25 protein-coding genes are annotated in these 22034 nt (G+C 61.7%); 10 read left to right on the top strand and 15 right to left on the bottom strand.

Features of this window, described 5'->3' with window-relative positions:
* The first annotated feature begins 22 nt into the window (after positions 1-22).
* Complete coding sequence (gene dxs / locus CKW21_RS28815; RefSeq protein ID WP_095197207.1) at positions 23-1921, top strand: 1-deoxy-D-xylulose-5-phosphate synthase; 1899 nt, start codon at positions 23-25, stop codon at positions 1919-1921.
* A 165-nt stretch (positions 1922-2086) separates the two neighbouring features.
* Complete coding sequence (locus tag CKW21_RS28810; protein ID WP_095197206.1) at positions 2087-3970, top strand: TonB-dependent receptor domain-containing protein; 1884 nt, start codon at positions 2087-2089, stop codon at positions 3968-3970.
* Between the two features lie 110 nt (positions 3971-4080).
* Here CKW21_RS28810 and CKW21_RS28805 read toward each other — a convergent pair whose 3' ends face one another.
* From CKW21_RS28805 to nrdR, 12 genes are all read right to left on the bottom strand, one after another.
* Positions 4081-4881, bottom strand: a complete 801-nt coding sequence (locus tag CKW21_RS28805) for a cobalamin-binding protein (protein ID WP_095197205.1) — start codon at positions 4879-4881, stop codon at positions 4081-4083.
* Positions 4881-5300 (bottom strand): MFS transporter, encoded by a 420-nt coding sequence (locus CKW21_RS28800; protein ID WP_095197204.1) that lies wholly within the window; start codon positions 5298-5300, stop codon positions 4881-4883. The genes CKW21_RS28805 and CKW21_RS28800 overlap by 1 nt, the downstream gene beginning before the upstream one ends.
* Positions 5297-5914, bottom strand: a complete 618-nt coding sequence (ribA, locus tag CKW21_RS28795; RefSeq protein WP_044465292.1) for a GTP cyclohydrolase II — start codon at positions 5912-5914, stop codon at positions 5297-5299. Before ribA ends, CKW21_RS28800 begins: the two co-directional genes overlap by 4 nt.
* A gap of 223 nt (positions 5915-6137) precedes the next feature.
* The gene (locus CKW21_RS28790) at positions 6138-6869 is read right to left on the bottom strand and encodes an ABC transporter substrate-binding protein (protein WP_095197203.1); all 732 of its coding nucleotides are present in this window, start codon (positions 6867-6869) and stop codon (positions 6138-6140) included.
* Positions 6870-6904: 35 nt separating this feature from the next.
* Complete coding sequence (locus CKW21_RS28785) at positions 6905-7408, bottom strand: phosphatidylglycerophosphatase A (protein ID WP_095197202.1); 504 nt, start codon at positions 7406-7408, stop codon at positions 6905-6907.
* Positions 7405-8370: a thiamine-phosphate kinase gene (gene thiL, locus CKW21_RS28780; protein WP_095197201.1), complete on the bottom strand. Its 966-nt coding sequence runs from the start codon at positions 8368-8370 to the stop codon at positions 7405-7407. Before thiL ends, CKW21_RS28785 begins: the two co-directional genes overlap by 4 nt.
* 28 nt (positions 8371-8398) lie before the next feature.
* Positions 8399-8899 carry a transcription antitermination factor NusB gene (nusB, locus tag CKW21_RS28775; RefSeq protein ID WP_095197200.1) on the bottom strand — a complete coding sequence of 167 codons (501 nt, stop codon included), beginning with the start codon at positions 8897-8899 and terminating at the stop codon, positions 8399-8401.
* A complete protein-coding gene (gene ribE, locus CKW21_RS28770; RefSeq protein WP_003228649.1) occupies positions 8896-9372 on the bottom strand; it encodes a 6,7-dimethyl-8-ribityllumazine synthase in 477 nt (158 codons plus the stop codon). The genes nusB and ribE overlap by 4 nt, the downstream gene beginning before the upstream one ends.
* A 233-nt stretch (positions 9373-9605) precedes the next feature.
* Complete coding sequence (ribBA, locus tag CKW21_RS28765) at positions 9606-10697, bottom strand: bifunctional 3,4-dihydroxy-2-butanone-4-phosphate synthase/GTP cyclohydrolase II (protein WP_095197199.1); 1092 nt, start codon at positions 10695-10697, stop codon at positions 9606-9608.
* Positions 10698-10728: 31 nt separating this feature from the next.
* Complete coding sequence (locus tag CKW21_RS28760; protein ID WP_008059524.1) at positions 10729-11394, bottom strand: riboflavin synthase; 666 nt, start codon at positions 11392-11394, stop codon at positions 10729-10731.
* 47 nt (positions 11395-11441) lie between these two features.
* Positions 11442-12575: a bifunctional diaminohydroxyphosphoribosylaminopyrimidine deaminase/5-amino-6-(5-phosphoribosylamino)uracil reductase RibD gene (gene ribD / locus CKW21_RS28755; protein WP_095197198.1), complete on the bottom strand. Its 1134-nt coding sequence runs from the start codon at positions 12573-12575 to the stop codon at positions 11442-11444.
* On the bottom strand, positions 12572-13036 hold the full coding sequence (nrdR, locus tag CKW21_RS28750; RefSeq protein WP_003228656.1) for a transcriptional regulator NrdR: 465 nt from the start codon (positions 13034-13036) through the stop codon (positions 12572-12574). The genes ribD and nrdR overlap by 4 nt, the downstream gene beginning before the upstream one ends.
* A gap of 117 nt (positions 13037-13153) precedes the next feature.
* Here nrdR and CKW21_RS28745 point away from each other — a divergent pair, with 117 nt between their 5' ends.
* From CKW21_RS28745 to trxA, 3 genes are all read left to right on the top strand, one after another.
* Positions 13154-13618: a YbaY family lipoprotein gene (locus CKW21_RS28745; RefSeq protein ID WP_095197197.1), complete on the top strand. Its 465-nt coding sequence runs from the start codon at positions 13154-13156 to the stop codon at positions 13616-13618.
* Entirely contained in the window at positions 13615-14268 is a 654-nt protein-coding gene (locus CKW21_RS28740) for a methyltransferase (protein WP_095197196.1), read from the top strand. Before CKW21_RS28745 ends, CKW21_RS28740 begins: the two co-directional genes overlap by 4 nt.
* 183 nt (positions 14269-14451) lie before the next feature.
* Entirely contained in the window at positions 14452-15324 is an 873-nt protein-coding gene (trxA, locus tag CKW21_RS28735; protein ID WP_095197195.1) for a thioredoxin, read from the top strand.
* Here the strand turns inward: trxA and CKW21_RS28730 are convergent.
* On the bottom strand, positions 15321-15668 hold the full coding sequence (locus CKW21_RS28730; RefSeq protein ID WP_095197194.1) for a hypothetical protein: 348 nt from the start codon (positions 15666-15668) through the stop codon (positions 15321-15323). The two genes, trxA and CKW21_RS28730, sit on opposite strands and share 4 nt — an antisense overlap.
* A 137-nt stretch (positions 15669-15805) precedes the next feature.
* Between CKW21_RS28730 and CKW21_RS28725 the strand changes: the two genes are divergently transcribed.
* From CKW21_RS28725 to CKW21_RS28705, 5 genes are all read left to right on the top strand, one after another.
* A complete protein-coding gene (locus CKW21_RS28725) occupies positions 15806-16396 on the top strand; it encodes a DUF2796 domain-containing protein (RefSeq protein ID WP_095197193.1) in 591 nt (196 codons plus the stop codon).
* 135 nt (positions 16397-16531) lie between these two features.
* The gene (locus tag CKW21_RS28720) at positions 16532-17242 is read left to right on the top strand and encodes an ABC transporter ATP-binding protein (protein WP_095197192.1); all 711 of its coding nucleotides are present in this window, start codon (positions 16532-16534) and stop codon (positions 17240-17242) included.
* Position 17243: 1 nt separating this feature from the next.
* The gene (locus CKW21_RS28715; RefSeq protein WP_095197191.1) at positions 17244-18509 is read left to right on the top strand and encodes an ABC transporter permease; all 1266 of its coding nucleotides are present in this window, start codon (positions 17244-17246) and stop codon (positions 18507-18509) included.
* 11 nt (positions 18510-18520) lie between these two features.
* The gene (locus CKW21_RS28710; RefSeq protein ID WP_095197190.1) at positions 18521-19039 is read left to right on the top strand and encodes a DUF3299 domain-containing protein; all 519 of its coding nucleotides are present in this window, start codon (positions 18521-18523) and stop codon (positions 19037-19039) included.
* Positions 19040-19262: 223 nt separating this feature from the next.
* Positions 19263-19961: an OmpW family protein gene (locus CKW21_RS28705; protein ID WP_095197189.1), complete on the top strand. Its 699-nt coding sequence runs from the start codon at positions 19263-19265 to the stop codon at positions 19959-19961.
* A gap of 232 nt (positions 19962-20193) precedes the next feature.
* Here the strand turns inward: CKW21_RS28705 and CKW21_RS28700 are convergent, their stop codons facing one another.
* Positions 20194-21123, bottom strand: a complete 930-nt coding sequence (locus CKW21_RS28700) for an NAD-dependent epimerase/dehydratase family protein (protein ID WP_095197188.1) — start codon at positions 21121-21123, stop codon at positions 20194-20196.
* A complete protein-coding gene (locus CKW21_RS28695; RefSeq protein WP_095197187.1) occupies positions 21116-22000 on the bottom strand; it encodes a sugar nucleotide-binding protein in 885 nt (294 codons plus the stop codon). Before CKW21_RS28695 ends, CKW21_RS28700 begins: the two co-directional genes overlap by 8 nt.
* Between the last annotated feature and the right edge of the window lie 34 nt (positions 22001-22034).

The following is a 22034-nucleotide window of genomic DNA, read 5'->3' as shown; positions in this document are numbered from 1 at the left end:
TATACCTATAACGATTCGCCTGATGCCCACGACGTTTCATGAGATTCCCCGCAAGCGCCCGACCACGCCCCTGCTCGACCGTGCCGACACGCCGGACGGCCTGCGCCGGTTAGGCGAAGCCGAGCTGGAAACCCTGGCCGATGAGTTGCGCCTGGAATTGCTCTACACGGTCGGTCAGACCGGCGGGCATTTCGGTGCCGGCCTGGGCGTGATCGAGCTGACCATCGCGTTGCATTACGTTTTCGACACCCCGGACGACCGGTTGGTGTGGGACGTGGGTCATCAGGCTTATCCGCACAAGATCCTCACCGGTCGCCGCGAGCGCATGGGCACCCTGCGCCAGAAGGACGGCATTGCCGCGTTCCCGCGCCGCTCCGAGAGCGAGTACGACACCTTTGGCGTCGGCCACTCCAGCACCTCGATCAGTGCCGCGCTGGGCATGGCGATTGCCGCCCGGCTGCAGAACAGTGATCGCAAGGCGATTGCCGTGATCGGCGACGGCGCCCTGACCGCCGGCATGGCGTTCGAAGCGCTGAACCATGCGCCGGAAGTGGACGCCAACATGCTGGTGATCCTCAACGACAATGACATGTCGATCTCGCGCAACGTCGGCGGCTTGTCGAACTATCTGGCGAAGATCCTTTCCAGCCGCACTTACGCCAGCATGCGCGAAGGCAGCAAAAAAGTGCTGTCGCGCCTGCCCGGTGCCTGGGAGATTGCCCGTCGCACCGAAGAATACGCAAAAGGCATGCTGGTTCCCGGCACACTATTCGAAGAATTGGGCTGGAATTACATCGGCCCGATCGATGGCCACGACCTGCCGACCCTGATCGCCACCCTGCGCAACATGCGCGATCTCAAAGGCCCGCAGTTCCTGCACATCGTCACCAAAAAAGGCAAAGGTTTCGCCCCGGCCGAAGTCGACCCGATCGGTTACCACGCCATCACCAAACTTGAGCCGCTGGATGCACCGGCCGCCGCGCCGAAAAAAGCCAGTGGACCAAAGTACTCCGGTGTATTCGGTGAATGGCTGTGCGACATGGCAGCGGCCGACCCACGTCTGGTCGGGATCACGCCGGCGATGAAGGAAGGCTCCGACCTGGTGGCCTTCAGCGAACGCTTCCCGCTGCGCTACTTCGACGTGGCGATTGCCGAGCAACACGCCGTGACCCTCGCCGCCGGCATGGCCTGCGAAGGCGCGAAACCGGTTGTGGCGATCTACTCGACGTTCCTGCAGCGCGGTTACGACCAGCTTGTCCACGATGTGGCGGTGCAAAACCTCGACGTGCTGTTCGCCATCGACCGCGCCGGTCTGGTGGGCGAGGACGGCCCGACCCATGCCGGTAGTTTCGACCTGTCGTTCCTGCGTTGCATCCCCGGCATGCTGGTGATGACCCCGAGCGACGAAAACGAGCTGCGCAAAATGCTCACCACCGGCCACTTGTACGAAGGCCCGGCGGCGGTGCGCTATCCGCGCGGCAATGGCCCGAACGCGGCCATCGAGAAAGACCTCGAACCGATCGAAATCGGCAAAGGCGTGGTTCGCCGCCAGGGCAGCAGGGTCGCCCTGCTGGTGTTCGGCGTGCAACTGGCCGAGGCGCTGAAAGTCGCCGAGAAGCTGGACGCCACCGTGGTCGACATGCGCTTCGTCAAACCCCTCGACGAAGCACTGGTGCGTGAAATCGCCGCCAGCCACGAGCTGCTGGTGACCGTCGAAGAGAACGCGATCATGGGTGGCGCCGGTGGAGCGGTCAGCGAATTCCTCGCCCGGGAAAACATCCTCAAATCGGTGCTGCACCTGGGCTTGCCGGATATCTACGTCGAACACGCCAAGCCTGCGCAAATGCTGGCTGAGTGTGGACTGGATGAAGCCGGGATCGAAGCTTCGATTCGCGAGCGCCTGCAACTGCTCAACCTGTAAATCTCTGGATGCATGCAAAACCTGTGGGAGCGAGCCTGCTCGCGAAAGCGGAGTGTCAGTCGACTTGGTAACTGACTGACATACCGCCTTCGCGAGCAGGCTCGCTCCCACATTGCTTATGTACCTTTCAAACCAGTGTTTGCTCCAAAGCACCAACGGACTGCCATGAAACTCTCCCCCCTCGCCCTGACGCTGACCCTGCTACCGGCCACCCCGCTGCTGGCCGATAACTTCGAGCGCGATCAAGCCTTGAAACTGCCCGACGTGCTGATCAGCGCCAACCGCCAGGTCGAAGCTCGCAACGACAGCAGCGCCGCCAATACCGTATTTACTCGCGAAGACATCGATCGCCTGCAGCCAAACAGCGTGACGGATCTGCTGCGCCGCGTACCCGGTGTGCAAATCGCACAAACCGGCGGACGCGGCAGCCTGCCGGGGGTTTACATTCGCGGCACGCAATCGGCGCAAAGCCTGGTGCTGGTGGACGGCCAACGGATCGGCAACTCGACGTCCGGCGACAGCAACCTGCAACACATCAACATCGAACAGGTTGAGCGCGTGGAAGTGCTGCGCGGCTCCCGCTCGGTGATTTATGGCAGCGACGCGATCGGAGGGGTGATCCAGATCTTCACCCGTCGTGGCAGCGAACCCGGTTTGCGCCCACAAATGCATGTGGGCGTTGGCAGCAATCAAACCTGGGAACGTAGCGTTGGCCTATCCGGTGGTGACGAAAAAACCCGCTTCAACCTCGGCGCCAGCCTCGATGAAACCGCCGGGATCAACCGCACCCATGAGTCCTATCCCAGCGATGGCGACCATGACGCGTACCGCAACCAGGCGTTCAGCCTGAGCCTGAGCCATGCCCTCAGCGACGACATCGAAATCGGCGCCAATGTGCTGGATAACCGGGGCAAAAGTGAATTCGACAACCCGTTCGGACGCTTCGACCTGGAGACTTTCGAGTCGGTCCAGCAACAGCCCTACAGCGAATTCGACGTGAGCAGTGTCAGCAGCTACGTCGACGCGAGGGTCAACGATCGCTGGAAAACCCGTATCGAATTCGGCCACAGCGAAAACCGCGAGCAGACCCTCGACAAGCTCAGCGATGAGCGCAGTGTGTTCAACACTTACCGAGACTCGGTGAGCTGGCAGAACGACCTGACACTCAACGAGCGCAACAGTCTGATCCTCGGCGGCGACTGGTACGAAGACCGGATCAACAGCAGCACAGCCTTCGACGAGGACAGCCGCTGGAACCGTGCTGCGTTTATTCAGCATCGCTACCGCACCGACAGCTTCTCCACCGAACTGGGTCTGCGCCGCGACCAGAACCAGCAGTTCGGCGGCCAGAACAGCTGGAGCGGTACCTTTACCCTGCCGTTGAACCCGGCCAACGATGTGCTGCTGACCTACAGCGAAGGTTTCCGCGCGCCGACCTTCAACGACCTGTATTACCCGGACTTCAGCAACCCGGACCTCAAGCCCGAAACCTCGAAAAGCTATGAGTTGCAATGGCGCAGTCAATTGACCGAGAACAGTCGCCTGGAAGCCTCGCTGTACCGAACGGACCTGAAAGACGCGATCATCTTCGGCAGCAACTCACGACCGGAAAACGTTGCGTCGGCGCGGATCAACGGCTTTGAGGCGGCGTTGAAGCAGGAACTGTTCGGCTGGCAGAGCAACCTTGGCGTGGCAATCATCGACCCGCGGGACCGCGATAGCGGACATACCCTGGCCCGTCGTGCGCGACGCACCTTGAGCCTGGACCTGGATCGGCAGTTCGATCGATTGGGCCTCGGCGCCAGTTGGCAGGCGGTCAGCAGCAGCTATGACGACTTGAACAATCAACAGCCATTGGGCGGCTATGCCTTGCTGGGGTTACGCAGTAGCTGGGAACTCAATCGCGAGATCAAGCTGGAGCTGAAGGTGGATAACCTGCTGGACAAGGGTTACAGCCGAGTGTTGTACAGCCATGAAGGCAGCCAGTATGGGTATCGCGAAGAAGGTCGGGCGTGGATGTTTGGGGTGACCTGGACGCCGGAGATCTAAACCGAAATTCGCGGTGATTGGATTGACCTCTTCGCGAGCAGGCTCGCTCCCACAGGGGGGCACAGCTCCAATGTGGGAGCGAGCCTGCTCGCGAAGGCAGCACCTCGATCTCAGCGCTCGGGCGCGATCAATTGGCAAAGTTTGGCCGTCGCTTCGACCATTTGCCCGCTGGGCCGCTCCAGGCCTTTATCGGTCACCCGCAACAATTGCCCATTCACCACTGCCGCTACCTGTGGCCACGCCTTCCACGCCTCCAGCTGAGCCTGATCAGCGGCCAGAATCACCTCGGGATTGCGCTGCAACACCGCCTCGACGCTGACTTGCGGTGCCGGCAGCGTCAGGTCGGCAAATACGTTCCGGACACCGCAGACATCAAGCGCATCGCTGATGATCTGCCCGCCGCCCACGGTGTACAGCGGCCGATCCCAGACCTGGTAGAACACCCGCAATGGTTGATCCCGCCGATAGCGCTGACGCAGTTCCTTGAGCCGCTCACGCAGATCGGCGGCCCATGCAGTTCCACGCTCAGGTCGCCCGAGCTGAGTGGCTATTGCCTCGATCTGTGCAGTGAGCTGCTCAAGGCTGTGCGGTTCGGCGACGTAGGTCGGGATGTTCAAGCGCTTGAGTTGTTCGCGCTGCGCCGGGCCGACGCTGCCGGGCCAGAGCAGCAGCAAATCGGGCTTCAGGCTGAGCAGCCGCTCCATGTCCAACTGGCCGTAGCGGCCAACGGAAGGCAGGTTCTTGAGTTCAGCGGGACGCTCACCGGCATCCAGCACACCCACCAGCAGGTCGGCGGAACCCAGTTCGACAACGATTTCCGAGAGCGACGGCGCCAGACTGACCACCCGTTCGGCCGCCATCGACGAACCGCTGACGGCCAGCAACAGAAATGCCAGCCAGACAGGACGCATCAACCCAGCTGACGCGGAATACGGTAGAGGTAGAACAGCACCGTGGTCGACAGCGCCAACAACATCAGCGGCACCGCTTCAAGACCGACAAATACCGCCAATGCCGCGATCCACGCCGGCAGGCTGGCGGCGAGGAACGCCGTGCGCCGCGTGGCGGCCAGGCTGATCCACGCAGCAGGTTCATCCGGGGTATCGAGGGCTTTCTGGGTGGCGATCAACGCGTGTTTGTAGCTGCCAAAGAACTTCAGGCTGACAAACATCGAAGCGACACCGGCGATGAACAACGGCATCGTCAGCACCGGCAAGATAGCCTCACCCTGGCCGAACACGCCGTTGATCACCAACAGCGGCAACAAGGCCAGCGCAAAGTATTGCCACCAGTTGACGGACAATCGCCGCCGCACCTGACCGCGGGTCACGCCCGGTCTACCTCGCCCTGATGCTCGTTACCCATCATGTGGTCGAGTTTGCTGGCCTTGGTCGCCAGGTAGAGTTTGTTGTGCGGGTTATGGCCGGTGTGCAGCGGCACGCGCTCGGCGACCACGATGCCCATGTCGGTCAGGGCTTTGACCTTGCGTGGGTTGTTGGTCATCAGACGCAGGGATTTCACCCCCAGGTGCTCCAGCATCGGCAGGCACATGGCGTAATCACGCTGGTCGGCCGCGAAGCCCAGGCGCTCGTTGGCTTCAACGGTATCGGCACCGCCATCCTGCAATTCGTAGGCGCGGATTTTATTCAGCAAGCCAATGCCGCGGCCTTCCTGCCGCAGGTACAGCAGCACGCCACGGCCTTCACGGGCGATGGCCTGCAGCGCTGCTTCAAGTTGCGAGCCGCAGTCGCAACGCTGGCTGAACAAGGCATCGCCAGTCAGGCATTCGGAATGCAACCGGCCGAGTACCGGAGCACCGTCGGCGATCTCACCCAGGCTCAGCACAACGTGCTCGCGCCCGGTAGCTTCATCGAGAAAACCGTGCATGGTGAATTGCGCAAAAGGCGTTGGCAGCTTGGAAGCGGCGACAAAAACGACAGGCACCGGTGTGCTCCTGATCTAAAAGTCTGAAGATTCGCAGGCCGGCATTGTAACAGCAGGTTCCGACAGACGCTTAGGCTGAATTATCGGCCATAACAATCAAAAAGTTTGATATCCGGACTGCCACGTTCCCTTGTGGGAGCGAGCCTGCTCGCGCAAGCGGACTGTCAGGCGAGAAAAATGTGACTGACAGATCGCTTTCGCGAGCAGGCTCGCTCCCACAGGTTTAATCAAACGGATAAGGCTGCTTCCAGCGCTCGAAGATCGGTTTCAGTTCGCCGCTTTTTACCAACGCTTCCATACGCTGGTCGAACAGGGCCATTAATGTACGAGCCTGTGGCGTCTTGGCAAAGCACAGATACAACGGCAACTCCGCGATATGGGTGCGGCGGAACTGGGACGGATCCTTGGCCCGATTGAGGACGTAATCGACCTCAGTCAGCGCATCTATGTAGAAATCAGCACGGTTGTGGGTCAGCATCGAGACGATGCCTGTGCGCCGGATCACTTCATCGTAGCGGCGTACGTTGGGCAGGTAGTCCTGATAATCGTAACCGCGGACCCAGGCCAGTCGATAATTGCCCAGGGTTTCCGGGGTCGGCACAGGGCTGCTGGCCAGCCCCAGGGCATAGATGTGATCGGTGTCGAAATTCCACTGCGGATAGAGCAGTTCGTCCGACTCGTCGCGGTAGGAACCGACACAGGCGTCCACTTCGCCGCGTTGGGCCAGGCCCATGGAGCGCAGGTAAGGTTCGGTGCGGATGTCCAGTTTGACCCCCGCTGGTTCAAAGACCTGCCGCAGCACGTCCCAGCCAAGCCCGTGGCCATCGGCGGCGGTGTAGTCTTCCCACTCTTCGCTGGCCAGGTGAATCACGGACGGCGTCGTTGCGGCCTCCCCCGCGTGGGCGAGTGAGCAAAACAAGGCGAACACCAGCACCATCAACCCGCGTCGAGCCATCCTTAGTTCTCCCAATCGCCTCATAACCTCTCAGGTCAGGCGAAAATCCATACCAGCCCCTGCATCGCCAACCATGCGAATACCCCGGCCAGGACATCATCGAGCATGATCCCGACACCGCCGTGAACATGCCGGTCGATCCAGTGAATCGGCCACGGTTTGAGGATATCGAAGAAGCGGAACATCAGAAAACCCGCCAGCAGCCACTGCCAGCCTTCCGGCACCAGCCACAGGGTGATCCACATTCCGACCATCTCGTCCCAGACGATGCCTTCGTGATCGTGCACCCGCAAATCATCGGCGACCTTGCCGCACAGCCAGAAGCCGAACAGCATGGTGATGCCCAACATCAGCCAGTAGCCCCAATCGGGCAACATTTGCCATAACGGGATAAAGGGTAGCGCAACCAACGACCCCCAGGTGCCCGGTGCCTTTGGCAGGGTGCCCGAGCCGAAGCCGAACGCCAGGAAATGCCAGGGATTGCGCCAGACCGATGGCGGTACGAATTCCGCCGGGACCTGTTTGGGATGATCTGTCACGGTGTCTCCCGAAAATGTTGATAACCCCGGGTTTGCGGGGTGATGTCTTGCCCATCGGCGTCCAGCAGCATCACGCCCTGACCATTCACCACGCGCCCGATCACATGGATCGGCCAGCCGTCGGCCAGCAAGGCAGGCAATTCGACGGACGGTAGAGTGAAGGCCAGTACGTAATCGTCACCGCCACTGAGGGCGGCACGTTCCGCGCCTGATCGACCAAGGAAAGCGAGCAGCGCCGCCGACAGCGGCAACCGTTCGCGTTCGAGCTGCAGACCGACGTTCGACGCCAGGGCGATGTGCCCGCAATCGGCGAGCAGGCCATCGGAGATATCCAGCGCCGAAGTCGCCTTGCCACGCAGTGCCATGCCCAATCCAAGCTGCGGTTGCGGCGACCAGTAATGCGCCAGCAGCGGGTCGGCGATGACCGCCTCGGCGCTGCGCTGGCCCAGCACCAGCGGCAATGCCCCGGCGGCATTGCCCAATTCGCCCCCCACGCACAGCAGGTCGCCCGCTTGCGCGCCGCTGCGGGTCAAGGCCAACCCGCCCGGCACCCGACCGAACACGGTCATGGTCAGGCTCAGCGGCCCACGGGTGGTGTCGCCGCCCACCAGCGCCACGCCGCAGCTTTGCGCCATGAGGTTCAAACCACGGGCATAGGCTTGCAGCCAATCGGTGGTCACCGCCGGCAAGGTCAAGGCAAGGGTAAAGGCAACGGGGGTGGCGCCCATGGCGGCCAGGTCGCTGACCGCAACAGCCAGCGAGCGCTGACCGAGCAGAAACGGATCGCAGGGATCTGCGAAATGCACACCGGCCACGAGGGTGTCGGTGGAAATCGCCAACTGCTCCCCGGGGGGAACAGCCAGCAAGGCGCAGTCATCGCCAATGCCGAGGGCAACGCCTTCGCCGCCCTGCGCACAAGGCGCGGCGGCGAAGAAATTGCGGATCAGCTCAAACTCGCCCATGGCTTCGTGCCGACGTTACAAGCGCCGATCAGCGCTTGAACGCCTTCACTTCAGCTTCACGCAGACGCGGAGCCAGCTTGTCGAGCACGCCGTTGACGAACTTGTGGCCATCGGTGGAACCGAAGACCTTGGCCAGTTCGATACCTTCGTTGATCACAACGCGGTAAGGCACGTCGACACGCTTGAGCAGTTCCCAGGTGGACAGGCGCAAAACCGCCAGTTCAACCGGGTCGAGCTCTTCGATGGTCAAGTCCAGGCAAGGCTTGAGGGCGGTGTCGATCTCGGTCTTGAACTGCGGAACCCCGTGCAGGATTTCGCGGAAGTACGCGCCATCGACATCGGTGAAATCGTTATCGACCCGGAACTGCGCTTCGATCTCGTTCAGCGACTGCTTGGCCATGTGCCATTGGTACAGTGCCTGGGTCGCGAGCTGACGGGCTTCGCGACGCTTGGCGCTTTTCGATGGCTTGCCGGCATCCGCAGGCTTTGGATCGCGCGGGTTGAAACGATCGCTTTCGTCGCTAATCACTTGGCCTCCAACTGCGCCAGCAGGCTGACCATTTCCAGAGCGGACAAGGCAGCTTCGGCACCTTTGTTACCGGCCTTGGTGCCGGAACGTTCGATGGCTTGCTCGATGGAATCAACGGTCAGGACGCCGAAAGCGACCGGAACGCCGAACTCCATGGACACCTGGGCCAGGCCCTTGGTGCATTCGCCCGCCACGTATTCGAAATGCGGAGTACCGCCACGAATGACCGCGCCCAGGGCGATGATTGCCGCGAACTCGCCCTTCTGAGCGACTTTCTGCGCAACCAGCGGGATTTCGAAGGCGCCAGGCGCACGGATGATGGTGATGTCGCTTTCGCTCACGCCATGGCGAACCAGGGCATCAACTGCACCGCTGACCAGGCTTTCAACGACGAAGCTGTTGAAACGGCCCACTACCAGAGCGTAGCGGCCTTTAGGGGCGATGAAGGTACCTTCGATGGTCTTCAGGGTCATTCGATAGATCTCTTAAAGAGCCGGGACGCGTCTTCTACGCGCCCCTCAGTGATATTAGCCACGAATACATGTCCGGAAAAACCGCATTGCCGGTTGATTACACCCCAGTGGCGAGGGGATTCATCCCCGTTGGGCCGCACAGCGGCCCCTATTTTGGGACTGCTTCGCAGTCCAACGGGGATAAATCCCCTCGCCACAATGGATCTACGCCAGCAATACGAAATCCCCGGTCATTATTCGGAGGGCACGTATTCTACAACTTCCAGATCGAAACCGGATATCGCATTAAATTTCATCGGCGCCGACATCAGGCGCATTTTGCGCACGCCAAGGTCACGCAGGATCTGCGAACCGGCACCGACAATGCTGTAGGTGGTCGGTTTTTTCGCCACGGCGTGATCGGCGGTTTCGCGGATATGCGCCAGCAGCACATCGCCATCAAGCGGGTGACCGAGCAACAACACCACACCGCTGCCGGCCTCGGCCACCGCGGCCATGGCGGCGCGCAGGCTCCAGCGGCCCGGCTGCTTGACCATCAGCAGGTCGCGCAACGGGTCCATGTTGTGCACGCGCACCAGGGTCGGTTCTTCGGCGCAGACATTGCCCAGGGTCAGGGCCATGTGCACGTCGCCTTCCACGGAATCACGATAGGTCACCAGGTTGAATTGGCCCAGTTCGCTGTCCAGCGGCTGCTCGGCAATCCGCTGAACGGTACGTTCGTGGATCATCCGGTAGTGAATCAGGTCGGCGATGGTGCCGATCTTGATGTTGTGTTCGGCGGCGAAAGCTTCCAGTTCGGCGCGACGGGACATGGTGCCGTCGTCGTTCATCACTTCGCAGATCACGCCGCTCGGCTCGAAACCGGCCATGCGCGCCAGGTCGCAGGCCGCTTCGGTGTGGCCGGCACGGGCCAGGGTGCCGCCGGCCTGGGCCATCAGCGGGAAGATGTGGCCCGGACTGACGATGTCTTCAGCCTTGGCATCACGGGCAGCGGCCGCTTGCACGGTGCGCGCACGGTCGGCGGCGGAAATGCCGGTGGTCACACCGGTGGCCGCTTCGATGGACACGGTGAACTTGGTGCCGAAACCGGAACCGTTGCGTGGCGCCATCAGCGGCAGCTTGAGCAATTCGCAGCGTTCGCGGCTCATCGGCATGCAGATCAGGCCGCGGGCGTGCTTGGCCATGAAATTGATGTGTTCGGCCTGGCAGCACTCGGCGGCCATGATCAGGTCGCCTTCGTTCTCGCGGTCTTCGTCATCCATGAGGATGACCATCTTGCCTTGGCGGATGTCTTCAACCAGTTCTTCGATGCTATTGAGCGCCACAAGGCACCCCCTTTTTTTCGAAATTTGAGCTTCAGGATTTGAGATAGCCGTTGGCGGCCAGAAAGCTTTCAGTAATGGTGCTGCCGGCAGTTGGCTCTGCGGCCTTGTCGCCCAGCAACAGGCGCTCCAGGTAGCGGGCCAGCAAGTCGACTTCCAGATTGACCCGGCGACCTGGTTGGTAGGACGCCATGATGGTTTCGCTCAGGGTGTGCGGAATGATGGTCAGCAGGAACTCGGCGCCATCGACCGCGTTCACGGTCAGGCTGGTGCCGTCGACGGTGATCGAACCTTTATGGGCGATGTACTTGGCCAGTTCTTTGGGCGCGCGGATGCGGAATTCCACGGCGCGCGCGTTTTCGGTACGGGCAACCACTTCACCCACGCCATCGACGTGGCCGCTGACCAGATGCCCACCCAGGCGTGTAGTCGGGGTCAGGGCTTTTTCCAGGTTGACCGGGCTGCCGCTTTTCAGGTCGTTCATGGCGGTGCAGTCGAGGGTTTCGCGACTGACGTCCGCCGCGAAGCCGTTGCCCGGCAATTCAACTGCCGTCAGGCACACGCCGTTGACCGCGATGCTGTCGCCCAGTTTGACGTCGCTCAAGTCGAGCTTGCCGGTTTCTACATGGACCCGCACATCTCCGCCTTTTGGGGTCAATGCACGAATACTGCCGATGGATTCGATGATGCCGGTGAACATGGGGTTCTCCTCGAGAACAGAGCCAGCGCTATAGCGATGGCCGGGAATTATACGCTCGCCGCTGGCGAAGGAATGGCGGTGACTCGCCAGTCATCGCCCACCGCGCGAATTTCGGTGATTTTAAGCTCGGGTGCATCCTTCATTTGCGCGAGCGGCCAATCCAGCAGCGGCCGTGCCGAAGAGCCCAAAAACTTGCCGGCAATGAAAATCTGGAACTCATCCACCAAACCGAGTTGAGCGAAAGCACCGGCCAGCCGTGGACCGGCCTCGACCAACACCTCGTTGACGCCACGTTGGGCAAGCTCGACCAGCAACTGGCGCAGATCGACCTGACCATCGTAGCCGGGCACGATCAGGCATTCCGGGCCGTTGGCGTATTGCTCTTCCACCGCCACGCAGGTGGCGACCAACGCCGGGCCGGCCTTGAAGAACGGCGCATCCAGCGGCACGCGCAGGCGACCGTCGACCAGTACCCGCAGCGGCGGTCGGCTCATGGCCAGTGCGGTTTGTCCGGCATCCAGCCCCAGCTCATCGGCGCGCACCGTCAAGCGGGCATTGTCTGCCAGCACCGTATCGGCGCCGGTCAGCACCACGCTGGCCTGGGCGCGCAAGCGCTGAACCGCCGAACGCGCCGCCGGGCCGGTAATCCATTGGCTCTCGCCACTTTCCATCGCCGTGCGACCGTCCAGGCTCATGGCCAGCTTGACCCGTACGAACGGCAAGCCGTGCTCCATGCGCTTGAGAAAACCCGGATTGAGCTTGCGCGCCTCGCCTTCCAGCACACCGCTTTCAGTGGCGATGCCGGCCTGCTCCAGGCGTAGCAGGCCACGACCGGCGACTTCCGGGTTCGGGTCCTGCATCGCTGCCACGACCCGCGCTACCCCGGCATTCACCAGGGCATCGGCGCAAGGCGGCGTGCGACCGTGGTGGCTGCAAGGTTCGAGGGTCACGTAAGCCGTAGCGCCCCGGGCCCGTTCACCGGCGGCGCGCAACGCATGGACTTCGGCGTGGGGTTCGCCGGCGCGCTCGTGCCAGCCTTCGCCGACGATTTGCCCGTCGCGCACGACCACGCAACCGACCCGCGGGTTGGGGTGCGTCGTGTAATGACCTTTGCGTGCCAGTTCCAGCGCGCGGGCCATGTAGTGGGCGTCGAGGATGGCCTGTTCGGCGGGCGTGGTCATTCTTTCACCGGTTCACGGGCCAGGCGATCGATCTCTTCGCGGAACTCGTTGAGGTCCTGGAAACGGCGATACACCGAAGCGAAGCGGATATAGGCGACTTCGTCGAGTTTTTGCAGCTCGGCCATCACCAGCTCACCGACCACGAGGGATTTGACCTCGCGCTCGCCGGTGGCGCGCAGTTTGTGTTTGATGTGCACCAGCGACGATTCGAGGCGCTCGACACTCACCGGGCGCTTCTCCAGCGCACGCTGCATGCCGGCGCGGAGTTTTTCTTCGTCGAACGGCTGGCGACTGCCGTCGGTTTTGATCAGGCGCGGCAACACCAGTTCAGCGGTTTCGAACGTCGTGAAACGTTCGCCGCAGGCCAGGCATTCACGCCGGCGGCGCACCTGTTCGCCCTCGGCGACCAGACGCGAGTCGATGACCTTGGTGTCGTTGGCACCGCAGAAGGGACAGTGCATGGTGGCAGGCAACAAAAAAAGGGAGGGCCATGGTAGCGCATCCCCGTGGCAAGACAAGCCATAGGGTTTGCGGTATACAGACTGGTTATATATGGACTACACCTGCTGGAGCCACAAATGTCCCTGAGACCGCTCGTTTTACTCAGTCTTTTCAGCCTGTTGGTGGCCTGCAGCAGCGATGCGCCCAAGCCCCAGCCGCCGACACCCGGCCCCGCGCCGGAACAGGCACAGAAGAAAGCCAGGGAATCGGTCCCGCTCGGCCCGCTGCCAGCGTATCAGCGCGAATTGAGCGGCACCTTGCAAGGTGTACCAGCCGGCGCCGAAGTCGAACTGGCGTTGCTGGTCATCGACGAAAAAGACCGCCCGCAACAATTGCTCGCCAGTTCAAGCCTGATCGGCACCAACCAGGTGCTGCCGTTTCACCTGCGCTTCAACCCGGATGCCTTTCCGGTCGGTGCACGGGTTGAACTGCGGGGCCGCGCCAGTCAGTCCGGGCAATTGATCCTGCACCTGCCGTCGCAACGGATCACGCAACCCACCACCCAGGTGCTGGGCCAACTGCAATTCGTCAAAGCACCATGAATGCACCGCTTGACCTGCAACAGGCATTGGGTGAACTGCTTGGCGATGCACGCCTGGTCGCCTGTGACTTGCCGGAAACCGAACTGAAGCTGTGGCTGATCGACGGCGACAACATGGACCGCGCCTTCAGTCCGGAAGAGACCCGACGCATTCTGCATGAGCCGCCCTACTGGAGTTTCTGCTGGGCCAGCGGCCTGGCCGTGGCTCGCTACCTCGCGCAATTCCCCGAATGGGTCAAAGGCAAACGGGTGCTGGATTTTGGTGCCGGCTCCGGCGTGGCGGGAATTGCCGCGGTGAAGGCCGGGGCGCTGGAAGTGGTGGCCTGCGACCTCGATCCACTGGCGATTGCGGCCTGTCGGGCGAATGCCCAGCTCAATGACGTACAGCTCACTTACTCGACGGATTTCTTCGCCGAGGCCGATCGCTTTGATCTGATCCTGGTGGCGGATGTGTTGTACGACCGGGCGAATCTGCCGCTACTCGATGAGTTTCTCAGTCGCGGGCGAGAAGCCCTGGTGGCGGATTCGCGGGTGCGGGATTTCCGGCATCCGTTGTATCGGCGTATCGAAATGCTCGAAGCCATGACCTTGCCGGATCTGTGTGAGCCCGAAGAGTTTCGCCATGTGAGCCTGTACCACGCGCGGCGCTAGTTAAAAGCTTCGCGAGCAGGCTCGCTCCCACAGGGAGTTTGTGAACGCCGCAAAACCACTGTGGGAGCGAGCCTGCTCGCGAAAGCGCCCTGTCAGGCAATACACCTCTCAAAGACTACCCCGCTTCCGGCCACCCCCACCAAGCCGTATAGTTGCTCCATTCACGCTTCCAAGAGATCCCTCATGAGTCAGCAAACGCCGTACATCTTCGACGCCACGACCGCCGATTTCGACCAGTCGGTGATCGAGAACTCTTTCCACAAACCGGTGCTGGTGGATTTCTGGGCCGAATGGTGTGCGCCGTGCAAAGTGCTGATGCCGATGCTCGAAACCATCGCCGAGAGCTATCAGGGTGAATTGCTGCTGGCCAAGGTCAACTGCGACATCGAGCAAGACATCGTCGCTCGTTTCGGTATCCGCAGCCTGCCGACCGTGGTGCTGTTCAAGGATGGCCAACCCGTCGATGGTTTTGCCGGAGCACAGCCGGAGTCGGCTGTTCGTACCCTGCTCGAACCTCATGTGAAGATGCCGCCACCCGCCGCTGCCGATCCGTTCGACCAGGCCCAGGCGCTGTTCGACGACAGCCGTTTTGCCGACGCCGAAGCCATCCTCAAGGTGCTGTTGGGCGAAGACAACACCAATGCCAAGGCACTGATCCTGTATGCCCGCTGCCTCACCGAGCGCGGTGAACTGGGTGAAGCGCAAGCCGTACTCGACGCAGTCAAGAGCGATGAACACAAGGCTGCCCTGGCCGGCGCCAAGGCGCAGATCAAGTTCCTCGGCCAGGCCAAGGACCTGCCGGATACCGCCGACCTGAAAGCCAGGCTGGCGAAAAACCCGCAGGACGATGAAGCGGTCTATCAGCTTGCAATTCAGCAACTGGCCCGCCAGCAGTACGACGCGGCGCTGGATGGCTTGCTCAAGCTGTTCATCCGCAACCGCAGCTACAGCGAAGGCTTGCCGCACAAGACCTTGCTGCAGGTGTTCGAACTGCTGGGCAACGATCACCCGCTGGTGACCACGTACCGTCGCAAGTTGTTTGCTGCGTTGTACTAAGTCGCCTCGATCCACCGGTAGAGCGGTGTATCGGCACCGCTCTCCACCTTCACGTCCGGGCTATGGCGCAACCGCACCAACAGACGCTTGCCCGACGCCGCACTGCCGGTCAAACCCTCCAACTGCTCCAACAGATCCGGCCCGCTCAACTGCCCCGCCTTTCGCAGCAAGTCCCTGGCGACCTGCCATAACGCATCATCCTGATTCAACGGTTTGGCCGGCGCTGCACTGACCGGAGCTTTTTCCACCTGCAACTGCGCACCAAGCCGTGCCCAGTCGGCGTCATCCATCTCCAGCGTCAAATCCACCGGCCAGTCGCCGATGCTTCCGCGAATTCGCAACATAAGTCCGCTCCTGCACATTTCTTCACTTGCATGCTCCCATGGGACTTGTGCAACGCCAAGCAGGCAGTCAAACTCTGCTAAATTACGTTATAAGATTACATAACATATTTTTCATTTTACTTGTCGGAGACCCGTCCATGCGCCGTCTGCTGCTCGCTTTGCCGTTTGCCTTGTTGCCACTGGCTGTTGCCCAGGCCGCTGACGAACATGACCATGATCACGACCATGAGCACGGTAGCCTCGGCGCCCACGAACACGGCGTAGGTCGCTTGAACGCGGTGCTGGATGGCCAAACCCTGGAACTGGAACTGCAAAGCCCGGCGATGAACCTGGTGGGTTTCGAACATGCCGCCACTACCGATGCTGACAAAGCCAGGGTCGCCGCAGCCCGCGCTCAACTCGAGAAGCCTTTGCCGCTGTTCAACCTGGCGAAAGCCGCCGGTTGCGTGGTGGCCAGTCAGGAACTGGAAAGCCCGCTGTTCGGTGACAAACCGGATGCCGATGACAATCACGACGAAGACGCCAAGGACGAACATCACCACGACCACAGCGAAATCCACGCCCACTACACGTTCACTTGCGCCACGCCCGGCGCGCTGAAGACCCTGGACCTGGCGAATATTTTCAACACATTCCCGGCCACCCAGAAAATTCAGGTACAACTGATCGGCCCGAGCGGGCAGCAAGGGGTTGAAGTGACGGCCAAGACTGCCGCCCTCAAATTCTGATTCACCGAAGCTCTTTCTGTGAGAGCGAGCCTGCTCGCGAATGCGGTGCGACAGTCCCTGTGATGTTGAGACTGACGCCCCCTTCGCGAGCAGGCTCGCTCCCACAGGGTTCACCCATTACCTGACCGGTTGCACATGACCCAAGCACTCATCGAACTGTCCGACCTGGGCTTCAGCTGGCCCGGACACCCGCCGCTGCTGGATATCCCGGCGTTTCGCCTGGAGCCTGGGGAAACCCTGTTTCTCAAGGGCCCCAGCGGCAGCGGCAAGACCACCCTGCTCGGCCTGCTCGGCGGCGTGCAAAAGCCTGATCGCGGCAGCATCCGCCTGCTCGGCCAGGAGCTGACTGAACTGTCGGCCGGTGCCCGCGACCATTTCCGTGTCGATCACACCGGCTACATTTTCCAGCAGTTCAACCTGCTGCCATTCCTGTCGGTGCGCGAGAACGTCGAACTGCCCTGCCATTTCTCGAAGCTGCGCGCCGAACGGGCGAAACAGCGCCATGGCAGCGTCGACAACGCGGCAGCGACCTTGCTCGCCCACTTGGGCCTGAAGGATGAACACATCCTCAGTCGCCGCGCCGACTCGCTGTCCATCGGCCAACAACAACGGGTCGCCGCCGCGCGCGCCTTGATCGGCCAACCGGAACTGGTGATCGCCGACGAACCGACTTCCGCCCTGGACTACGACGCCCGCGAGCACTTCATTCGCCTGCTGTTCGCTGAATGCCGCGAAGCCGGGTCGAGCCTGTTGTTTGTCAGTCATGACCAGAGCCTCGCGCCGCTGTTCGATCGCCACCTGTCGCTGGCCGAACTCAATCGCGCCGCCACGTCTTTCGAGGTCTGAGATGTATTTGTTTCGTCTAGCCATGACCAGCCTGGCTAACCGCCGCTTCACTGCGATCCTCACCGCGTTCGCCATCGCCCTGTCGGTGTGCCTGCTGCTGGCCGTGGAGCGAGTGCGCACCGAGGCCAAGGCCAGTTTCGCCAGCACCATCAGCGGCACCGATTTGATTGTCGGCGCGCGCTCAGGCTCGGTGAACCTGTTGTTGTATTCGGTGTTCCGCATCGGCAACGCCACCAACAACATCCGTTGGGACAGCTTCGAACACTTCGCCAACAACCCGAAAGTAAAGTGGGCGATCCCGATGTCCCTTGGCGATTCCCATCGCGGTTATCGGGTGATGGGCACTACCGAGGCCTACTTCGAGCATTATCAGTACGGCCGTCAGCAACACCTGGAACTGGCCGATGGCCGCGCCTTCGCCACGGATCCGTTCGAAGTGGTGCTCGGTGCCGAAGTGGCGGATGCGCTGCACTACAAACTCGGCGACAAACTGGTGCTGGCCCACGGCGTGGCGGCGATCAGCCTGGTCAAACATGAAGACAAGCCGTTCACCGTGGTCGGCATTCTCAAACGCACCGGCACACCGGTGGACCGCACGCTGCACATCAGCCTCGGCGGCATGGAAGCGATTCACATCGACTGGCACAACGGCGTGCCGGCCCGGGGCGAGGGGCGAATCAGTGCCGATCAGGCGCGTAACATGGACCTGACGCCACAAGCGATCACCGCCTTCATGCTGGGCCTGAACAGCAAGATTTCGACCTTTGCCTTGCAGCGCGAAATCAACGAATTCCGTGGCGAACCGATGCTGGCGATCCTCCCCGGCGTTGCGCTGCAAGAGTTGTGGAGCCTGATGAGCACCGCGGAAAAAGCCCTGTTCGTGGTCTCGCTGTTTGTGGTGCTGACCGGGCTGATCGGCATGCTCACGGCGATTCTCACCAGCCTCAACGAACGCCGCCGCGAGATGGCGATTCTGCGTTCGGTGGGCGCGCGCCCGTGGCACGTCGCGACGTTGCTGGTGCTGGAAGCGTTTGCCCTGGCGCTGGCAGGCGTGATCGCCGGCGTGGCGCTGCTGTATGTGGGCATCGCCGCCGCCCAAGGTTACGTGCAAGCCAATTACGGCCTGTTTCTGCCACTGGCATGGCCCAGCGAATATGAATGGACGCTGCTTGCTGGCATCCTGATCGCCGCGCTGCTGATGGGCAGCGTGCCGGCCTGGCGCGCTTATCGCCAATCCTTGGCCGATGGCCTGTCGATCCGCTTGTGAGGACCTTGAAAATGCCCCGCGCTGTTTTTGCGCTGTTGATGCTGGTCGCCCTGCCGCTGTGGGCGGCCGAGCCGAAAGAGCTCACCTGGTCGGAAATGATCCCGCCGGACGCCCCGCCGGAAGTGCCGAACATGACGCCGCTGCACGATCTGTCGAAGATGAGCGATACGCTGTCCGCCGAATCCGCGCCAGCGGCCAAACAGGACATGCCCAACGCACCGGTGGTCAAAGCCCTCGATGGCCAGAACATTCGTTTGCCGGGGTACATCGTGCCGCTGGAAGTGAGTGAGGAAGGTCGCACCACGGACTTTCTGCTGGTGCCGTACTTCGGCGCCTGCATCCACGTACCGCCACCGCCATCGAACCAGATCGTGCACGTCAAAAGCGAAGTGGGCGTGAAGCTCGACGAGTTGTACCAGCCGTACTGGATCGAAGGCGCGATGCAGGTCAAACCGTCCTCCAGCGAGTTGGCGGATGCCGGGTATCAGATGGAGGCAGACAAGATTTACCTGTATGAACTGCCGGAGTGAATCCCGGCAATTAACCGTCGCCTGAAAAATAGTCTTCGCGAGCAGGCTCGCTCCCACAGGGAACGCATTCCAAATGTGGGAGCGAGCCTGCTCGCGAAGAGGCCATCGAAGCCTCCGCAAAAACCAACCCCATCACCGTTTCCTTTGAGCTGAGTCAAAAGACCAAATCGTTAGGCGCCTTACCATTGGACATCAAAGATTTTTAACGTCCTTTGGAGCCCCCATGAACAAGCCCCTGCTCGGCGCCACGCTGTTTGCCCTCGCGCTCGCAGCCCCGCTCACCCACGCCCACGAAAAAGGTGACATCCTCTTGCGTGCCGGCGCGATCACCGTCGACCCCAATACCGACAGTTCCACCGTCAAGGTCGATCAGGGCCCATTGAGCGGCGCCGATCTGGGCGGCAAGGCGACGCTGAGCAGCGACACGCAACTAGGCCTGAACTTCGCCTACATGATCACCGATCACCTGGGCATCGAATTGCTGGCGGCCACGCCGTTCGAGCATGATGTAAAACTCAAGGGCACAGCCCTGAGTGCAGCCAACGGCAAGCTCGGCAGTTTCAATCAACTGCCGCCGACCTTGAGCCTGGTGTATTACCCGCTCGACTCCAAGTCCGCGTTCCAGCCCTATGTCGGTGCTGGCGTCAACTACACCTGGATGTACGATGAACACCTGAGCAGCGAAGCGCGCGCCAATGGTTTCAGCAACTTCAACACCAAAAACTCCTGGGGCGTGGCCTGGCAGGTCGGTGCCGACTACATGCTGACCGACAACATCCTGCTCAACGCCCAGTTGCGCTACATCGACATCGACACCCGCGCGACCGTGGAAAACAACGCCGTCGCACCGGGCACCCGGGCACGGGTGAACGTGGATGCGGATCCGTTCGTCTACATGGTGGGCCTGGGCTACAAGTTCTAACGAGCAATCACGTGGTGGTGACTGCGGGCAATTGTGGCGAGGGAGCTTGCTCCCGCTGGGCTGCGAAGCGGCCCCAGGATCGGCGACAGCGGTGATTCAAACAAACCGTATTTACCGGATTTACGGCTGCTGCGCAGCCGAGCGGGAGCAAGCTCCCTCGCCACAGATTTTCTAAGCGATGCCCATGAAAAAGGCGCCTCTCAAGGGCGCCTTTTTTGTGGGTTTGAACAGCTCAGCGCCCCAGCAACCGAGCCAGTCCGACGCTCATCGCGGTCTGCTGCGGGCGGGTAAAACGTTCGAGCAAACGCCGGTTATCAGCCCGTGAATGGCGGATATCGCCGGAACGTGCCGGGCCATAGTTCACCGGTGGCAAATCACCGACCACCGCTTTCAGTGCTTCGAGCAGTTGCTTGAGGGTGGTTGCCTGGTTCCAGCCGACGTTGACCGCACCGACTTCCACCTGCGGTTTTTCGATGGCTTGCACCAGCAGATCGACCAGATCCTCGACGTACACGAAATCCCGCGTCTGCTCACCGTCACCAAACACGGTGATCGGCAGGCCTTTCTGCGAGCGTTCGCTGAAAATGCTGATCACCCCGGAGTACGGCGAGGATGGATCCTGGCGCGGACCGAAGATGTTGAAGAAGCGGAAAATCACGGGTTCCAGGGCATGTTCGCGCCGGTAGAAATCGAAGTAATGCTCGCTGGCCAATTTGTCCGAGGCGTAGGGCGTCAGCGGCGCCTTGGGCGTGTCTTCATCGATAGACTCGCCTTCGCCATTGTTGCCATATACCGCTGCGCTGGAAGCAAACAGCACACGCTTGACGCCGGACTGGCGCATGGCTTCGCAGACATTCAGCGAGCCGATGAAATTACTCTGGTGAGTCTTTACCGGATCGTCCACCGAGGCCTGTACCGAGGCCACCGCCGCCAGATGCGCGACTGCACTGCAACCGGCCATCGACCGTGCCACCAGCGCGGCATCGGCGACGTCGCCAACGATCAGTTCGACCTTGGGATTGTCCAGCGGCAGGTTGCTGCGCTTGCCGGTGGACAGGTCGTCGAGAATCCGCACCGAATACCCCTTGGCGAGCAAGGCGTCAGTCAGGTGCGAACCGATGAAACCGGCACCGCCGGTGATCAGAACGGGAGCGTCAGCCATGGCGATAGAACCTGTCCAGTAGGCCCGGGAGAGCGGCGCGCCAGGCGCGTGGCTTGATCCCGAACGTGTGCAGAATTTTCTTGCAGGCCAGCACCGCGTGTTGCGGTTCTTCGGCAGCGTCCGGCCGCGCGGCGTGGGCCTGGGCGGTCGGCGCTTCGATGGCCAGCGGGTGCAAGGCGCGTGCTTCGCTGAGGATAGCTTGTCCCAGCGCCAGCGGCGTGGTCGCTTCGTGCCCGGCGTAGTGGTAGGTGCCCCACAGCGGCGCCGCGCAGTCGAGTTGCTTGAGGACTGAAATGATCACACGGGCGGCGTCATCCACCGGCGTTGGATTGCCTCGGCGATCATCGGCCATCAGCAGCTCTTCCGGGTGTTCGGCCCGGTCGAGGAACCGCCCGAGGGTGCCTTCGGGGCTATCATCGAGCAGCCAGCCGAAGCGCAACAATACGTGTTGCGGGCAAGTGGCGCGCACGCTCTGTTCGATCCGCCACAAGGCCTGACCACGCAGGCCGAGCGGCACCGGTTCGTCTTTTTCGCTGTAGGCGGTGGCGCGCGAGCCATCGAACACGCGATAGCTCGAAGGCTGCAAGAGAACGATGTTGTGATGCTGGCACAGTTCGGCCAGGCGCTCGACCGCCCGCTCCTGCCCGGCCAGACGCTGCTCGCTGACCGTCTCCGCCTGGAACCAGTCGAAGTAGTAGGCGAGGTTGATCAACGCGTCCGGACGGGTGTCGTCGAGCAATTGCGTCAGGCTCGCGGCGTCCCAGCCATCTTGTGGTGGGCGGGGGGCGAGGAAACCGATGTCTTCCTCCGCACCGAGGCGAATCAGCGCCTGCCCAAGGGCATTTCCGCCGCCCAGTAACATAAGGCGCATTCGCATAGAGTCAGCAGGCCCAGTCTGATTGAAACAATGG

Origin of the sequence: Pseudomonas sp. Irchel 3A7 (assembly GCF_900187565.1) — a bacterium.
In the GTDB taxonomy this organism is placed as follows: Bacteria; Pseudomonadota; Gammaproteobacteria; order Pseudomonadales; family Pseudomonadaceae; genus Aquipseudomonas.
Note: the sequence above shows the minus strand (reverse complement) of the source record. Positions and strands in the feature narration are given on the sequence as shown.

Bases quoted from the DNA above. Each gene is read 5' to 3' on its own strand.
- CKW21_RS28700 (WP_095197188.1), bottom strand. From the start codon at position 21,123: ATGGCTGACGCTCCCGTTCTGATCACCGGCGGTGCCGGTTTCATCGGT.
- CKW21_RS28725 (WP_095197193.1), top strand. From the start codon at position 15,806: ATGCGCCGTCTGCTGCTCGCTTTGCCGTTTGCCTTGTTGCCACTGGCT.
- ribE (WP_003228649.1), bottom strand. From the start codon at position 9,372: ATGACCCTGAAGACCATCGAAGGTACCTTCATCGCCCCTAAAGGCCGC.
- CKW21_RS28710 (WP_095197190.1), top strand. From the start codon at position 18,521: ATGCCCCGCGCTGTTTTTGCGCTGTTGATGCTGGTCGCCCTGCCGCTG.
- CKW21_RS28715 (WP_095197191.1), top strand. From the start codon at position 17,244: ATGTATTTGTTTCGTCTAGCCATGACCAGCCTGGCTAACCGCCGCTTC.
- ribD (WP_095197198.1), bottom strand. From the start codon at position 12,575: ATGACCACGCCCGCCGAACAGGCCATCCTCGACGCCCACTACATGGCC.
- CKW21_RS28720 (WP_095197192.1), top strand. From the start codon at position 16,532: ATGACCCAAGCACTCATCGAACTGTCCGACCTGGGCTTCAGCTGGCCC.
- nrdR (WP_003228656.1), bottom strand. From the start codon at position 13,036: ATGCACTGTCCCTTCTGCGGTGCCAACGACACCAAGGTCATCGACTCG.
- CKW21_RS28695 (WP_095197187.1), bottom strand. From the start codon at position 22,000: ATGCGAATGCGCCTTATGTTACTGGGCGGCGGAAATGCCCTTGGGCAG.
- CKW21_RS28790 (WP_095197203.1), bottom strand. From the start codon at position 6,869: ATGGCTCGACGCGGGTTGATGGTGCTGGTGTTCGCCTTGTTTTGCTCA.
- CKW21_RS28810 (WP_095197206.1), top strand. From the start codon at position 2,087: ATGAAACTCTCCCCCCTCGCCCTGACGCTGACCCTGCTACCGGCCACC.
- CKW21_RS28705 (WP_095197189.1), top strand. From the start codon at position 19,263: ATGAACAAGCCCCTGCTCGGCGCCACGCTGTTTGCCCTCGCGCTCGCA.
- trxA (WP_095197195.1), top strand. From the start codon at position 14,452: ATGAGTCAGCAAACGCCGTACATCTTCGACGCCACGACCGCCGATTTC.
- thiL (WP_095197201.1), bottom strand. From the start codon at position 8,370: ATGGGCGAGTTTGAGCTGATCCGCAATTTCTTCGCCGCCGCGCCTTGT.
- CKW21_RS28730 (WP_095197194.1), bottom strand. From the start codon at position 15,668: ATGTTGCGAATTCGCGGAAGCATCGGCGACTGGCCGGTGGATTTGACG.
- CKW21_RS28760 (WP_008059524.1), bottom strand. From the start codon at position 11,394: ATGTTCACCGGCATCATCGAATCCATCGGCAGTATTCGTGCATTGACC.
- CKW21_RS28745 (WP_095197197.1), top strand. From the start codon at position 13,154: ATGTCCCTGAGACCGCTCGTTTTACTCAGTCTTTTCAGCCTGTTGGTG.
- CKW21_RS28805 (WP_095197205.1), bottom strand. From the start codon at position 4,881: ATGCGTCCTGTCTGGCTGGCATTTCTGTTGCTGGCCGTCAGCGGTTCG.
- dxs (WP_095197207.1), top strand. From the start codon at position 23: ATGCCCACGACGTTTCATGAGATTCCCCGCAAGCGCCCGACCACGCCC.
- CKW21_RS28740 (WP_095197196.1), top strand. From the start codon at position 13,615: ATGAATGCACCGCTTGACCTGCAACAGGCATTGGGTGAACTGCTTGGC.